The organism is Paenibacillus sp. 05T425 (assembly GCF_056396205.1).
Window position 1 is genome coordinate 148620 of sequence record NZ_JBFTLA010000001.1, and the last position, 16866, is coordinate 165485.

Annotated in this window: 10 protein-coding genes; 2 read left to right on the forward strand and 8 right to left on the reverse strand. The window is 48.9% G+C overall.

The window, feature by feature from the left end:
• Positions 1-11: 11 nt before the first annotated feature.
• The 5 genes from AC1DF0_RS00585 to AC1DF0_RS00605 form a co-directional block, all read right to left on the reverse strand.
• Complete coding sequence (locus tag AC1DF0_RS00585; protein ID WP_477573117.1) at positions 12-1490, reverse strand: arylsulfatase; 1479 nt, start codon at positions 1488-1490, stop codon at positions 12-14.
• Positions 1491-1673: 183 nt separating this feature from the next.
• Positions 1674-3659, reverse strand: coding sequence for an alpha-L-rhamnosidase-related protein (locus tag AC1DF0_RS00590; protein ID WP_477572735.1), 1986 nt, complete (start codon positions 3657-3659; stop codon positions 1674-1676).
• Between the two features lie 448 nt (positions 3660-4107).
• Positions 4108-5262 (reverse strand): family 43 glycosylhydrolase, encoded by a 1155-nt coding sequence (locus tag AC1DF0_RS00595; protein ID WP_477572736.1) that lies wholly within the window; start codon positions 5260-5262, stop codon positions 4108-4110.
• Between the two features lie 581 nt (positions 5263-5843).
• The gene (locus AC1DF0_RS00600) at positions 5844-6500 is read right to left on the reverse strand and encodes an SDR family NAD(P)-dependent oxidoreductase (RefSeq protein ID WP_442048830.1); all 657 of its coding nucleotides are present in this window, start codon (positions 6498-6500) and stop codon (positions 5844-5846) included.
• A gap of 147 nt (positions 6501-6647) precedes the next feature.
• Entirely contained in the window at positions 6648-8951 is a 2304-nt protein-coding gene (locus AC1DF0_RS00605; RefSeq protein ID WP_477572737.1) for a glycoside hydrolase family 2 TIM barrel-domain containing protein, read from the reverse strand.
• Positions 8952-9095: 144 nt separating this feature from the next.
• Here AC1DF0_RS00605 and AC1DF0_RS00610 point away from each other — a divergent pair, with 144 nt between their 5' ends.
• The gene (locus AC1DF0_RS00610; RefSeq protein WP_477572738.1) at positions 9096-9920 is read left to right on the forward strand and encodes an AraC family transcriptional regulator; all 825 of its coding nucleotides are present in this window, start codon (positions 9096-9098) and stop codon (positions 9918-9920) included.
• A gap of 19 nt (positions 9921-9939) precedes the next feature.
• Here AC1DF0_RS00610 and AC1DF0_RS00615 read toward each other — a convergent pair whose 3' ends face one another.
• Complete coding sequence (locus tag AC1DF0_RS00615; protein ID WP_477572739.1) at positions 9940-12423, reverse strand: glycosylhydrolase-like jelly roll fold domain-containing protein; 2484 nt, start codon at positions 12421-12423, stop codon at positions 9940-9942.
• A 135-nt stretch (positions 12424-12558) separates the two neighbouring features.
• On the opposite strand from AC1DF0_RS00615, the gene AC1DF0_RS00620 reads away from it, so the two are divergent.
• Positions 12559-13434 carry a helix-turn-helix domain-containing protein gene (locus tag AC1DF0_RS00620; protein ID WP_477572740.1) on the forward strand — a complete coding sequence of 292 codons (876 nt, stop codon included), beginning with the start codon at positions 12559-12561 and terminating at the stop codon, positions 13432-13434.
• Between the two features lie 67 nt (positions 13435-13501).
• Here AC1DF0_RS00620 and AC1DF0_RS00625 read toward each other — a convergent pair whose 3' ends face one another.
• Together AC1DF0_RS00625 and AC1DF0_RS00630 are read right to left on the reverse strand one after the other, a co-directional pair.
• Positions 13502-15115, reverse strand: a complete 1614-nt coding sequence (locus AC1DF0_RS00625; protein WP_477572741.1) for a response regulator transcription factor — start codon at positions 15113-15115, stop codon at positions 13502-13504.
• 17 nt (positions 15116-15132) lie between these two features.
• Positions 15133-16845, reverse strand: coding sequence for a sensor histidine kinase (locus AC1DF0_RS00630; RefSeq protein ID WP_477572742.1), 1713 nt, complete (start codon positions 16843-16845; stop codon positions 15133-15135).
• Positions 16846-16866: the final 21 nt, after the last annotated feature.

Sequence of the window (16866 nt, forward strand, 5' to 3'; positions counted from 1 at the left end):
TTCGGATCCTATTAGGGTGAAATATGACTAAGAACTGTTTGAGGCTTTCGTCCGACGATGATATTACCGTCTTGCACGTATCCTTCCTCTCGTCCGTCCAGCTCGCGGACGAGGCGTTCGCGCCACAACCGCATGCTGTCGGCATACGATTCCTCTTCCGCCTTGTTCGTCAGCTCTTGCGGGTCAAGGAGCAGGTCGAACAGCTGCTCTTCTCCCGTTTGCGTAAACCAGATATACTTCTGACGGCCATCGGTCATATATTGATGCGATTGTTCGCCGTATGCATGCTCCCCGTGAATATAGGTCCGCCAACTGCCATCTTGAGAGAGTTCCCGCGCGCGCAGCAAGCTTCGGCCGTCCACAACCGCGGGAATGTTCACGCCCGCGCAGTCAAGCAGCGTCGGCATGATGTCCCGCAGTTCCGCGACAGCGTCGACGGTTGCTCCTTGAGGGGCATCTAGCATTCCGCCTGGATCGGCTATGATCAGCGGTACTTTCGCGCTGCCTTCGTAAGGGAGCGCCTTGCGGAACAGGTGATGATCGCCGAGCAGCTCCCCGTGGTCGGAGGTGAAGACGATAATCGTACGGTCCAGTACCCCGTATTCCTCCATGGCGTTCATAAGCCTCCCCAGTTGGTCGTCGATATGGGTGATGAGCGCATAGTAGGCAGCCATCGCGCGCCTTAGGCGTCTTCTCGGAACGACGCCCGATCGGGTCACCGGGTCGAGACCGCCGCGAGCCGGATCGTCCTTAACCGCCCATTCGCCGACGACCGGATCCGGAAAGTCCGCCCCGTCATAACGGTCCCAATACGCCTGAGGCGGATCGAACGGCGGATGAGGCCGAACGAACGAGCTCCAAAGGAAGAAGGGCTTTCGCGGGTCGCGGCGGCGCAAGAAATCGATCGATTGCGTCACGACCCAATTCGTCGGATGGAGCGCCTCCGGCAGATGCCAGGGCCGGGCCATGGTCGAGGCATTGCAGTCGAGACCGAGATCGATGAGATCGGCACCGGCCCCCGCGCGTTCGCGAAGCCACGGCAAATAATCGTCGCAGCTGTCATGCGACTCCGCCACCGTGTTCGTATGCTTGAAACGGTTATGATGCAAATAGCCGTCGTGCAGCACAACGTTATGGAAGCCGCATAAGCTGCGAGCCGGATCGACATGCATTTTGCCCACGCACTGCGTATGATAGCCTGCCTTCGCCAACTCGCCAGGAAGTGTGTGCTCGTAATTCCAAGGAATATTCTCCTCGTAACCGACGCGGCCGTGCGAACGCGGGCTCATGCCGGTAAACAGCGCCGCCCGCGCAGGTACGCAAGTCGGCGTCGAAGAATACGCATTGCTGAACAGCATGCCCCTGCGCGCCAGTTGATCCAGATTCGGCGTCTCGACGACCTTGTGGCCAAGGATGCTCAGACAATCTCCTCTCATTTGATCCACGGTAATCAGCAGCAAATTCGGCCTCGAATCGTTCATTTTCGTCATCAATCCTTTCCCAGTCTCCACTCAGCTTATTACATTACTTCCATTATCCGAATTGCCTGTCCGCGTCTCAATTGCCAAATGATTCATTTTATATACCATTTGTATCGAATCATTCACGACGGAAAGCCAAGATACGAAATAATCGCACGACAGGCTGCCGATTTAATCGGCAGCCTGCAGAGGTCATTGCACCGCTGTCTTCAGCGCAAGTATGAAAGGAATATCTTTCGAGAGCGGATACTCCTTCCCATTGATACGTACCGTTCCTCCTGCTTGATCCGTCACTACCTGCAACGATTGCTGAGTCATTTCCACTGATACCGTTCCCCCGTTCACATGGACCGTTCCTTTCATCCATTGCAATCCGCCGAGCTGCGGTTCCACGACAAATGTATCGTATCCTGCCGAGGTGGAGTACACGCCCAGATAATACCTCCCGAGCAAATAGATCGGACTCGCGCCCCAAGCATGGCATAAGCTTTTGCCGTAGCGGTCGCCGTACATGCCGTATCGCTCCAGATCGGTTACCTCTGGATTGTACTCCTCCCAGAAAGTCGTCGCTCCCAATTGCAGCATGCCGCCCCAATATGACTGTATTTGATCGGTCACCGCATCCAATCGGCCGATATTGCACATAACCTCCAGCTCGTAAAACTTAAAGTAAGGCGTGCTGATCTGAGGCACTTCGTCGTTCAGAAGCACGTTCGCGATAATGCTCTCCCGTTGTTCCGCATCCGCATACCCCCATAACAGCGCAAAAATATTGGCATGACGGGTAATATTGCGTTTACCGGATTCGAAGCTGTCTATATACGCCCCCCGTTCTTCATCCCAGAACGACGCTTTAATCTGATCCTTTAACAGCTCATAATGTTTCATATAACGCTCTTCGCTTTGGCCAAGCAACTCACCGCATGCCCATGTCGCCTTCAAGCTTTCCGCAAAAAGCATTTGTTCGGGACTCACGGCACCGGTCTTGTCGATCTCCGCCCAGTCGATGAACACCCAATCTCCCTCTCTGCCTCGAATAAATCCGTCGTCATCCGCAAGCGAGATACAATAATCCATCATTGATTTCATCCGTGGATAGATAAAGGTTATAAAGTCTATATCCTTCGTCGCTTGATAATAAGCGTCAATACTCATGATCCAGTAGAAGGAGTAGTCGAGAATCGTGTTGATATGCTTAACGATAGGGTCCTTCCCGCGCAAGGCGATAATCGTCCGCTTCGTAATATCCGCATCGAAATAAAGGTAGTTGTTGATCAAGTAGCTCTGGTAAGCGTCACCCGACCATACCCAGCGATCTCTTTTGATCCCGTCCAAGAAGAACTCACGGCTGTTCAAGTGAAACGTATATTCGGCCGTATCCCAAATCCGATTGATCATCTCATTGGAACAAGTAAAGCATCCTCTACGGTCAAAAGGCAAATATTCATACATGGCAGTCAGACTGAATTGCTCTATCTCCGCCCCTTGGATGAACAAATACCGGAATGCCCGAGGAGGACAACGATGTGCTTCGCTGCCAGCCGGAACCGACTCAATGAGAATACTGTGCTCCGTATCCAATGCCTCCTCTATCGATTCACCGTAAAACAACTGAATAACGCCAGATGCCTGAATTTGCTCGAACGACACGACAGCAAACGTTTCTTGCCCGAAGTCGTACAGAATGCCGTCCTCTCTTGTTTCTATCGATAGAGGCTTCAATTCCGTATACTGAAACGCAAAAATAGCAGGATCGTCCTCTTTGCTCGGATACAGATCATTGCAGCCTGCCGGCAGCCAGTCAAAGCTGAAATCATTTGCCTCCCATGACGAGTCGCTGACACTCCGTTCACCATCTACATAGACGCAAGGCAGCCCGTCCGTGCGGGCAATGCTAATCTCTATCTGATGTTTGCCGGGCGATAGAATAATCGGTTGCCGGAAGGCGGACTTTCGCCCATCGACCATAACATGTCCGATGCCATGGGCATAAACCGTCATTTCTTCCGGAGTGTCGCAATACACCTCTTTGCGGAAGCGCACATTGTGATAGCAGTCATCCAGACGCCAGAAAGCCGGCCAGTAATGAAGGCGTTCTTCCCGTCTAGTGTTCAGCAGCAAATGATGGTATATCTCAAAATCGCCTGGATACCATATCCACGTTGGCTTTTTGTCCAAGTCATTCTCATCCTTTCACAGCTCGAATAGAGCCATTATATCAATTACTTCGTTTTCGTCCCCCCAGTAATTAAGACATTTCACCCCCGCGATAACGCCAAATAACGGCTTGTCCTAGTGTTATGAAACACGTACACCCTCATCGTCCATCCTTGTCACTTTTGAGTGGAATTCGTCCAACCAAACAGGCTCTAGTAGACGGAACAAGTAGCTTTAAGTGGAAAACATACAGTATAATTCTACCAATTTGGTCATTTTCGAGTCATGTTGTTCATTTGCCTGTATGAACTCCAACCAAACTGCTTATTTGACGTCTTTCATCCCATTTGCCTGTATAAAATCCAATCGCTCTTGAGGTTGAGTCGCTATAAGGCGACAAATAGACCGAAAGACAGAAATGGCGATGCAGGGTTAACCTTCCTAGCACCGCCATTTATTTTTGCCTTTTTTATTGAATCGTTACAACGGCTTTCGCGATGTATCCCGCTGTGTCCAATTTCCATCCCGGAGTAGCAAAAAACGGCGTGCCGTCAGGCTTCCATAATAACCGTTGTACGCGGGCATGCCGATTCGGATCATAGAGCGGTTCTCCGTCAATATCTTTATAGGGACGCGCATGATAGATCAGCAAATCGCAAGCATTATCCTCCGACACCGTGAAGCTGTTGTGCCCCGGACCATACTCGGAAGCAGCTGCATCGCTTACGAATACGGGCTCCTTCGATTTCGTCCACGATGCTGGATTCAACAGGTCGCTCGTATCGTCCACCGTTAACAATCCCATACAGTACCGGTCATCCGTAGCGCTGGCAGAATAGGCCATAAACAACCTGCCGTTCCGCTTCAGCACGGCTGGCCCCTCGTTCACGCGATGCCCCTGAATCTCCCAGTCATATTCCGGAGACGAAAGCATGACCGGTTCGGTGCAGATGGACCACGGCGTATCCATCCTCGCAATGTAGAGACAGGACACATCGATAATTTGAGCCCAGGCCAGATACCTTTGTCCAAGATGTTCAAAGGTCGTCGCGTCAAGGGAGAAGCTCTCGACCGGGAGCTTGATCTTTCCTTTCTCCGTCCAAGTACCGGTTAATGGATTCTCATCCTCGCATTCCAGTACGTAAGGGCGAATAGCCCACTTCTCCTCAGCCGATCCTGCCGCAAAATGGATATACCATTTGCCGTCGATTCGATGAAGCTCCGGCGCCCAAATATGGTTGCCCATATCTCCCGTTTCATGCTTCGTCCAAATCACTGTTTCCTCCGCGCTAGACAAGCCGGCGACGGTACGGGAACGCCGCAGGACCAACCGATCGTACTCGGGCACGGATCCGGTAAAATAATAGTATCCGTCCGTATGTTTATACACATAAGGATCGGCACGATTCGGTACTAGAGGGTTCGGATAGTTATCCCCCCTGATCGTCCCTTCAACCGTAAAGCTTCCCGGCTTCTCCAAAAGCGACAAATCGACCGTATCCCATTCTACTGGAAACTTCTCCTGTAAGCCGCCTTCCAGTTCCGCAACGACATGCTGCGGCAGATTTAACGAATCTCCGACCTCCAGCTTGATCGAACATTCTTTAATGCTTGTTATCTTCACGTTATTTGCCTACTCCTTCGCTCTTCATTTTCTTACAAAACCTTTATCGTCATAACGATGTCTTTATGGGCGGATGCCAACTCTTCTTCCGCCGTCATATTCAGAATTAAAGTGCCATCATAGGCAACATGTGCCGTTCTGACCATGGTGTGGCGGCATGGATCATGAAGACCGCCTGCTCCGATGCCACTATGGGGATCCGGTTCCGGTCTTGCGTGATAAATATTAATCGGATTTCCATACTCGTCTATAGCAAATGAGTTATGACCGGGGCCTCAATAAGGTTTGATCCCTTCGACATTCACAACATCCTCTGAGCTTAGGGCTGCATAGGTCGGGTAAAAAAGCACACTACCCTATTTTCCAATTTTATTGAGTAATCGTAAATGATGCATGATAGGTATTCACTGATCTATTGTCCATTCTTTGGGGCGGCCTCCTCCTCTTATGGCGCTGCCTCCTTCCAATCGAAGAATGACTTGTCCGATGGGAAGCTGTCTTAATCGAGAAAAGGCCGATGAATCACTTCTCGATTCATCGGCCTTGCTAATTTCCCGCCTATCACGCTTGCAGAATAGCAATCATTCCTTAAATAAATATTCCCTCTGTTCTTTTTTACTATATAACTCCCAATACACATCGGCTATCCGGTCCGGATCGTAATACGTCCCTTTTTTGACATGATCCGCGATTAAAACCTGACCTACATAAATGCCATGAGGAGACAAGGTCTCGGCCATTGAAGTTCCAAGCGAACGGATCGCAGCTTTGCCAATCGATAATGATGTATAAAGTGGATTAGGATTGAGCGCAATACCCCCGCCTGTGAAAAAAAGCGCTCCTTGTTTACGTTCGATCATATCGGGAATTACTTGTTGAGCGCTGGTCAACGCACCAACAGTGTTCACCTTGAAATCTTCAATTAGCAGCTGTTCGGTTAACGAAAGAGAATCTCCTGGCACGATGTGTGCCGCATTATATACCAAAACATCAGTGGCTCCGAATTTGTTTTTTATCTGTTTAAAAGCTTCTTTTATTGAATTCGGATCTGATGCATCTGCAGTAATTCCATACGATTCTATAGGTATCTGTCGAAGCTCCTCCAAGATACGTTCCCGCGACGGCTCGGTTCTTGATATGAGAATCACACGGAAACCATTACTGCCAAACTTTTTGGCAATACCGGCGCTTATTCCCGGTCCAGAACCGACGATAACTAACAAAGGCTTATGACTCATCCATACCACGCCTTTCCTTAACCTATTCGTTTAATTACATAAATTGTTATTTCTATATTTCTAATAGTATAGAAATAATATAAGTTCGTCAACACGAAAAAGACGATCGATCTTCACAGATCAATCGTCTTTTTATCGTGTGTTTCCTTAATTGATAACAATAACAAGCTCCGCGGGATACATCCCCTCGGCGACGGCCGACAGCACAACGCGTCCTCGCTCTCCGGTGAATCGGATGACCGTGCTGACGCAGCCTCGGTACATATGCATCCAATTTCGGTCATAGGGCTCGCTGGAACAAAGATCGCCATTATCTACAGCTATAATCTCCGCCGGCCCGGTAACATGGAACGTTACCTTCGCGCTTTCGCGGAATACGGGGATTCCTTCCTTATCGAATGCTCGGACGGTGAATAACTTCTGATAACCTTCCTCGGCTGCCAGTCTGATATCTTCCCCATCAAAGCTCAGTCTAGAAGCTGGCTCCGCCGTTCTGAGCGTATACTTACAGACCTCTTGCTTGCCTATGAACCCCTTTACCGTTACGATTCCAGGCAGATAAGGCAGATAGCCAGTGATCATTCGGTTCGGATAAGAGGACGGCTGCTTCACATAAAGCTGCTTGCCGTTCAATTCCAAAGTAATTTCTTCGCAATTGGTCGCGACCATATACGGAATAACCGTCTTATTGAATTGCGGGAAGTTCCAATGACTTGCGTATCTTGGCGCGTCCCAATGCTCCTTGACCCCTTCGTCCTGTAAGGAATAGTCCATCACGGCCAAATAGACCATCGGCTTCTCCGACCAATAACTCTCATACAAATAGGAGAGCGGCTTACGCTCGTTGTTGGTATAGAACAAGGAGCCCGCCCAGCCTTTGGCAGGATACCCCATCGATTCTCCCAAATAATCGATACCGGTCCACAACATGCCGCCGATGACGTAATCATGTTTCTCCACATCAATCCATGGCACATCCTCGCTGAAATTTTGCATTTGATCAGGATAGCCTCTGAAGTACTGGTACGTCTCCGTTCCCAATATCAATTTGTCCGGAATAGCCTCGTGGATGGCAGGATACCATTGCTCCTGATAGTTACAGCTGATGACATCCACAATCTCGCCGATTCTTCGGATGCGTTCAACCCTTTCGGCTTGGTCATAGATTTCCGTATCGCTATCCGTATCCACAAACTGTTGAATATCTTCCACCTTCGCAAGATCAACATTGTTTTCGTATTTAAAATGGGGGTTCATGGCATAAGTGACCGGTCTCGTATCGTCGAGCGTAAGCAGGTGGTCCTTCAACATTTGAAGGATCTTCAGCATGGATGATTGCCCTTGATGCTCGACCTCGTTCCCAACCCCCCATATAAAAATACTCGGATGATTCCGATCCCGTCGGACCATGTTTTCCAAGTCGCGCTGCCACTCCGTCTCGAAATATCTTCGGTAAGAGCCGCCGGTCCACTTATCGAATGGCTCCTCGTAGACTAGCAATCCCAGCTCGTCGCATAGATCAAGCAGCTCCGATGCCGGCATATGGTGGGCGGTGCGAATGGCATTGCAGCCCATTGCTTTGAATTCTAGCAGCCTATCCTTCCATATTTCAGGAGTGGCGGCTACGCCAACGCAGCCTGCATCTTGGTGAACGCAAAAACCTTTTATTTTAATAGCATGACCATTGATCAGCATGCCTTTACCTACAACCATTTCGATCGTTCTGACGCCAATTCGCAGTTCATAAATGTCGGCGATTTGGTCGTTGTCCATAAGCGTTAATTCCACACGGTACAGATTCGGTTGATCCGGACCCCACAGCTTGACCTGCGGGATTTCGATATGGATCGTTCCGCTGTCGGACTCGCCGATCACCTGTGTGGTTCCATTCGTGACACGTGCTTTGACCAAGGAAGCAACGCCCGTCTCGATCGTCAGCATGCCCGTATTACCGATAACCGCTGTTTTCACGAATATATTTTCCGGCTCAAGATGGTTTTCCCTTAATTCAAGCAGCTTGACGGTCCGATAAATCCCCGCTCCCGAATACCATCTGTCGGCCGGGAAAGCCGTGTTATCGACCTTGACTAGGATCAGGTTATTCCCTTCCTGAATACAACTCGTAATATCGAGCGTAAACCTCGAATAGCCGTATTTTTGACCGCCGGCCTCATTGCCGTTCACCCATACCGTGCTGTTCTCATACACGCCGTCGAATTGCAGCTTATAGACAAAGCCTTTCTTTATCTCTTTGATGGCCAACTGCTTTCTATACCAGCCAATCCCCCATCTATCCCTGAATCCCTGATCTTTCGCTTGCTTCATGTTTGGATTGATCGGAGCAGTGATCGCCCAATCATGCGGCAAATGTACAGGCTCGAAGTTGCGATCCTCGGGTTCTTTCAAAGTAAATTCCCAGCCATTCATTATCTTTGTTTCGACACGACACATAACAGTAACATCCTTTCGCTGCATGGATTTGAATTCCCTTGCGTCTTCCTAACCTTTGTTATATTTTTATTGTAAGACTCCGTAAAATAGCTAACAATCTAATGATTTTAAGAATAATAGCAATATATTAAGGTGAGGGATTAGATGACGAAAAGATACATTCCCGTCATTACGGAGTGGGACAGGGAGCTTCCTTATTATCTTGTTCAGGTAGGACAAGATTGGAATCAAGAGCATGTCGTCCGTCCGAATGGCTACTTATATCAGTGGATTCAAAGCGTAGAAGGCGAAGGCGAGCTGCGTGTGGATGGAAAAACGTTTCGTGTAAAAGAAGGGATGGGCATACTTCTATTCAAAGGTGTCGCCCATGAATATTACGCCGTTAGCCCTTCCTGGATCGTGGATTGGATCGTCTTCGATGGCCATCAAGTCGATGCGTTCTTGAAGCGAACGGCTGGAATCGTATCATCCGGCGTCTTGTTCGTATCGAGACCAGGAATATTCGCGGCCAAAACGCAAGCTATACTGGACATCGAACAAGCGGACATCCCCTTGAAGAGCGTCCAATGCTCCAGCATCATTTACGCGCTGATGACGGATCTCTTGCAATATACGTCTACGCAACCGGACAATAGCGCTACGAATCTGAATAGTAGGCTGAGGCCGCTCTTCCAATATATCGATAAGAACATTGCCCAGCCTTTAACTTTGGAGGACTTAGCCGCAATCACGGAATATACGCCTCAGCACCTTTGCACGGTTTTTAAGAAAACGACAGGCATCCGGATTTTCCAGTACATTAACTCTGTCCGAATTAAGAAAAGCAAGGAGATGCTGCTGCAGCATCCCCACATGCAAGTGAAGGAAATTGCATCACTGGCGGGATTTGATGACGTCAACTACTTCTGTTCGGTCTTCAAGAAGCATGAGCAATTAAGTCCCAGCCAGTTCAGAAAAATTCATTACTGAGGCTATATAAACAATTTCGTTACTTCCTTACACCGTTAAGCTGTACCGGTCCAATCAGCCCGGAAGCATACGACTTACCGTCGTAAAGGTTGGCTAAGCTATTCGTTACCGTTACCTTAAGCACATTCGTCCCTGGCCTTAAAAAGTCTCCAATGTCGAATAGATAAGGACTCCACATGCGCACTCCCGCTTCCCGGCCGTTGACCCACAGCCGTGCCAGTTCAGGAGCCTCGCCAAGATCAAGCTTAACCTCGGCCCATGCAGACGGATCGCTTAGCTCAAAGCTTTTCTCATACGTAACCGTACCGGAATAGTGCTTCAGTCCATCCCATTCCGTCCAGGAGGAAAGAGCCGGTAGTTCCACATTCCTCACTTGGCCCCCAACGACACGCCAATGGGTAGACAAATCGGTAATTGCAATAGCCTCACCTGGTTCACAGTTCATTCCGCCCTGCTCCATATTCGGATCTACGGCGATAATCACACATTCCCGGCGCTCGACTCTTACATGCAGCCTCTGGCCTTCCGCTGCCTGTTCGATTCTTGCCTGCCTAACTTCTCCGGTCCAAGGCAACCAATATTCCGTATAACCGGAGCGGTTCATCGCAAGCGTTCCCTCGTAACCGGCTTCGCCTTCATTCACGATAACGTAGAACAGGATGCCATTCTTCGTTATCCGGCTGATTCGGATGGAATCCGCTGCAGGCTCAAGCTGAGCATCTTTGCCGAGCGTGCGTGCCAGCAGCTCCGGTATTTGTTCCTCTCGGCCAACCCGAACCTGACCGATGTCAGTCGATGTTTGAATGTCATCGGCGAGCTCGATGACCAATCCGCCCTGTTCAGCAAAGGTTCGCAGCATCCGCCAACTGTCCGGCATTAGACGCTTGCCATCCTCCACCAAAACCGCCTTGTAGCGGTAACCGGCAATCGACAATACTCCATCTTTACATTCGGTGGAGCTGCTAAGCAGGCTTTCTTCCAAATAATTAAACTCGATCTGCCCTTCGTACAGCGGCTTGACGATTCTCCATGGCAATTCGGCATCCCCAGCGATAACCGCCGTTTCCGCGCCGTTTCGGCCGTCGGTCATCAGCCAGCTCATCCGCTTCATATATCTCGCAAATTGGGCATAATCCTGCCACCATATATTATTGGGCCCCGCATCCGGCGGCCGCTCATCTCTGCGTTCCCCGCGAATGGAGTAATAGAAAGCATGAGGGACGATCAGATTGACGCCTCTGACGAACAGCCAATCCAAATACCACTTCATATTGTCGGCGCTGAGCGACCAACCTCCCTCGATTCCGCAGACGCCGAAGCTTTCATTCATATTTCTTCGTTTGCCGCGGTGGCGCGCCGAATCCGACGAGCACTTGCCCATCGTGCTGTGCACGCCAGTCACCGCTTTTCCTGCCTCCGGCGCAACATATCTCCAGACCACATCTTGTCCCGGAATATGAAAATGTTCCAACAGCCCGATATCGTTGCTCGCCGCCGGGTGACCGGTCAGACCGATCCCATGGGCTTCGCACCAATCGGCCAGCGCCTTATAATACGTCCGGGCCAGCCGATTGCGGACTGCCGTGTCGTAAGCTTCGCGGATCATTGCCGCCTTGTCTCCGGCTTCGAACCAAAGCACCGCCAAATCCTGTTCCCGGCAACCACTCTCCCTATATTCATTCATGAAACCTTGGGTCCACGGCTTTAATCCCTTCAAATGACTGCGCCCGAGCAAATCCGGCTCATCCGTAAACATGGCAATAACCGTGCTTCCGAAGAAGCGGCTCAGCTTCTTGTAATACGTTTCATGAGTCAACCTAATGAAGGTCTCAACCGCATCGGGATTCAATAAGTCGGCGGCCAAAGGAGCGTCGGATTCTCCGTCGTCCTGACCGGGATGAACCCCTCGGATAGTCCCCTTGGATGGTGTCTCGATGAATAATAAAACCGACCAATCTCCGGAATCGGGAGGGGTAAACCGAATACGGTCCTGCTCGGGACGAAGCACAAGCGTGCTCTTGGCATCAATCTCCACCTCGGAAAGCTTGCGAACCGCCAGTGCGGAAACCAGGTTTTCCCCCGGCTGCAGCTCAATCGGGGTTTGAAAAGCTTCTCCGGTCGCCATGCAAGGACATTCCTTCATTTGCAAACCACGGCTGGCGTAATCACCGTTCTCCTTCACGACCATTCCGCAAGCAGAGCCGGAAGGATACATGCCTTCGTCATAAAGAATGACCCTCATGCCCAGCTTATCCGCTTCGGCTACCGCCAATTCGACAAGCTCCATATAAGGCTCCGATAGATAAGGCATCGACCTTGGCAGGCCCATCCGCGGGTGAATGACGAAGCCGTCTACTTCCTTCGCGTGGAAGTCATGGATTTGTCTGATGATTCCCTCTGCTGACAACTCATCATTCCAGAACCAGAACGGCAGCGGGCTTAATTCAGCCGGCGGATCGAGGAACTCCCTCTTTAACACATTTAGTTGGTGCAAATCGTTCACGCCGTCATCTCCTATTCACGTAACGCTTGTATTCGTTTTTTTTTCATTATAAGATGAGGCTGAGTCCGAATATCCTGTCGATCCTGACTTCTATACGGGATATTTCAGACATCATTGTGCGACTATGGGGAGATCATGATGGCGATTCAACGTTCAATCAGCTTGTCCAAAGGCGATCATTATTTTCGTCCCGATGTTCCCATATTCGTGAACCGGGCGGTTGAAGCTTTCGAAAAGATTGAACATCGCCACGATTTTCTGGAGATCAGCTATGTCGGGGAAGGTTCCGGCACTCATTATATAGGCGATCAGGCGTTGCAAGTGCATCAAGGTGACATTTTCCTCATTCCTGTCGGAGTCTCCCACGTATTCCGTCCTGCTGCCGCATCGGACAGCCGCCCGCCTATCGTCTACAACTGCTTGATGGCTGTAGAATCGATTCGACCTCTGCTGCAGAGCTTTCCCGGAGGAGCGGAGCTTGCAACGCTGCTGGACGAGCCCGATTGGCAACAATACCGCGACGCGTTTGGTGAATTCCGGCGGCTATTTCTGAAGCTGTATGACGCCTACACAACCAAGCGGTCAGGCTGGAACACCGAGCTGCACTTGGCCGTACTTGAGCTGCTGCTGTACCTTCACCGCTACCGGGACGAGCCGTCTTCTACTGGGCAGGAACCCATTTCGCCAGGTATGGAAATGGCGCTCCATATCATCCATAACCGGTTCCATTCCCCCATTACATTGAAGGAAGCAGCCGAACTGTCCGCTCTTGGAGAGCGGCAATTTCATCGCAAATTCAAAAGCCGAACCGGCATGACGTTTATCGAATACGTCCAATCGGCCCGGATCGACGAAGCATGCCGATTGCTCCGTACGACCGACCGCAAAGTTGCGGACATTGCTTCCTCGGTCGGCTACCAAGATATCACTTTTTTCAACAGACTGTTTCGCAAAAAAACGGGCCTCTCACCCAGGGAGTACCGGAAGGAAACCCGCCAAGCGCAACATTGAAAAGCAGCCGATCACTCTGACCGGCTGCTCCCCATTCGTTCCTATTATTTTATTTCATGAGTTCTGCTCATAAACTGTTCTTATACTCTTGCGGCGTCATCCCGTATTGCGTTTTGAACAACTTAATGAAATACTGCGGCTTCTGATAGCCGACTTCAAGCGCAATCTGATTGATCTTCAGATCCTTGTGATTCAACAATTGAACCGCTTTCTCCATTCGCAGGCGAAGCACATAGTTGGAGAAGTTTTCTCCTGATTCCAGCTTAAATAAGTTGGATACATATACCGGATGCAGATTGACATGATCGGCTACCGTTTGCAGCGTTATATCTTTTATATTTTCTTGTATAAATCGGCGAATTCGTTCCATCAAGTCCAATCGAATATTGTCCGAACGGCTGTCGCTGTAAGCTTTGATTTGAACATAGCTGCCGAAGGCCCATTCTTTTAACGGACCCACACTCCAGCTGGCATCCATTTTCAACAGCTTCTCAATATCTCTTCCAAACACTTCAAAGACCCGTTTGCCCTTCTTGTGCAAATAATAGGAGTACGCTTGCAGCAACGCAACATAGATTTCAAACCCGTATTCACGGGCTCCGCTGCCTGCGCCTTCAAGCTCCTCGAAGATCCGGGTCAGCTTGCCCTCGAATGCCGCCCAACGCTCGATATCGATTAGCTCCATTAAGGTTTGGGGGCGATAAAGCTCGCCAAGCGGCTGGATTTCGAAAACTTCTTTCTTTTGCGTCGCATGAAAAAAGCTTTCCGTCTGATAGCCGATATAATCGGTATAGATCGATAAAGCAGAATGATACATAGGCAGGATGTCTGTCGGAAATGCTCCACAATTGCTTAGTACAATGGAAACCTTCGACTTTAAATATAGTTTGATTTGATGCTGGGAGAGTCTGGCCAAGTCTTCTATCATAGCCGAACTGTCTTTGTCCGATTGTTCGAGCTGATTGGTTTGAACCATGAAAATCAAATAATCATGCGAATCTTTGCAATACATCACATTGAATTTATTCATAAACACTTCTTCTACGATGTTAAACATGGCATATTCAATCAACGAGAGACTATAAAGATCCGTATTCGAGTAATCCTCCTCCACTCTCATACATAAGAGGATGGACTCCTTGTGGACAGAAAAGGGCAACCCATATAACTGGATCTTGTCCTTCAAATCAGATATGGGGTAATTTTTGCCGGATATGAGGTCAAACAAAAACATTTCTCTTAATTTGGGTAAGCTTTCCCGGAAACGATACACGAATTTTTGTTGATTCAACAGCTCGTTTCCTTCTTCTGTAATTCGATCTATTAGATTGCGAAGGGTTTGTTCCAATTCCTCGTTCGATACCGGTTTCAACAAATAATCGCTTACTTGCTGCTGGATGGCTTCTCTCGCATATTGAAATTCATCGTATCCGGTTATAATAACAGCCTTCGTGTTTTTCCATTTCTCATTGATTCGGGCGATCAATTCGAGTCCGGTCATTCCGTTCATATGGATATCCGTTACCACAATATCAACGGAGCGGTAATTGAGCATCTCCAGAGCTTCTTCGCCGGAATAAGCCTTATAGACATGAGTGATCCCCATCTGCTCCCACGGAAGACCAATTGCCAGACTGTCAACCAAGTGTGTGTGATCGTCCACGATCAATATTTCGTACATGCTTGTTCCTCCTTCAGTCAAGACACGCTTTCCTTGCTGCTCCAACTTAATTGTACGCAAAGTCCGCCTAAATCCGATTTGCTAACCTGCAAGCCCGAGTCGCCGCCGTACATTAATCGCAGACGTTGATGAACGTTTTTCAGACCGGATTCTATTTCTTCGTTGCTCGAATAGATCTTCCTTCTAATAGACTCGATCATGGAATAATCAACTCCGGTGCCCGTATCCTCAACCGCTACATGGTTCATCCCTTCGTCCCTCCAGCACCTAATGGTAATCATTCCGTATTCCGGATGATTATTGAATGAATGAAGAATCACATTCTCGACTAGCGGCTGTGCAATTAACCGTGGCACTTCGAGATCTTCCATCTGCGGCTCGATTTCGATATGAAATTCAAAGTCGTCTCTTAACATGCAATGGATTTCCAGATAAAAATGGATCAAGTCCAGTTCTTCTTTCAGCCGTACCATCTTGCTCCCCGTCTTGGTCGTATAACGATAATACTTGCTCAAGTTCATGGTCATCGAAATAGCGGCTTTGTTTTCGTTCAACTCTATCATACTTTTAATATAAGCGAGCGTGTTATAGAGGAAGTGTGGATTAATCTGTGATTGCAGCTGCTTCAGCGTCGCATCCTTTGATCGAAGCTGTTCTTTATATACATCCACAATCAGTTCCTCTATCTTGGACGCCATGGAGTTAAATCGATCATAAAGAAACCGGTACTCCCCTTTTGGCTTGTCTGTCATCCTCACGGAATAAATCCCTTTTTCGATCAAATTCATGTTCTGCATCATTTTGCGAAAAGGAATCTGAATATTACGATACATAACAAAGGCAAGATACGCCCCCATAAACAGCAGCATGCCGCTTATGACATAGAACATCGTCTGGTTCCGGCTGATCGGCGCCATAATATGGCTGATCGGCACATAATCAACAAGATACCAGCCTAATGATTCCAGCTTCTGATAATGAACCTGATATTTCGTTTTGTCGGATTTAAGCAGCATATATCCGCTTTCCGTCGAGGGATCGATCTCCTTAAGCCGGGGAAGAAATTCGTCGATTTGATTCACGTTAACCGAATAATTATAAATAGGGTCTGATCCCGGAAGATACAGGAACGGATCTCCCGAACCATTCGCTTTAAATTCAGACAAAGCGCTGCGCAAAGCGGCTACGCCGAATTTAAGCACAACCCTCATATGCGCCTCGCCTGACTCCGCCGAGTTCTCGGGATATGACAATATTCCCATGAAATAATCCTCATTGGAATCGGAATAGTATTGCCAGAACGTATCTTGTGCGGGAAGTTCTTTTGGAAGCGCGTTCAAGCTGGAGTTGCTTTTGATGACGATTCCGGTCTTCGGATAGAGGACCGCGATCACCGCTTTCCAATCGCCATAACCGGCTAGTCTATTAATCTCTTCGGAAACGGTTCGATTGATTCTATATTTATCCAAGACGTCATCAAGCAAGTCGGGATAGGCTAAATTTCGTACATCCGTACTTTCATACAGCATTTTCTTATACGTGTCCAGCCGGAAAAACAATTGATCCAATTGGTTGGCGAACGTTTCGATCTGGTATCGCTTCACCTTAATAATTTCTTCGGTCAATACCCCCGTGCTTGTTCGATTCGACACGGCAAACAGGAGCAGGATCGGGATCAATAAAATAAACAAAGTGGCCATCAGTTTGGTAAAGATATTGAATCTGCTCATGATCGATCGTCCTCCAGGCTT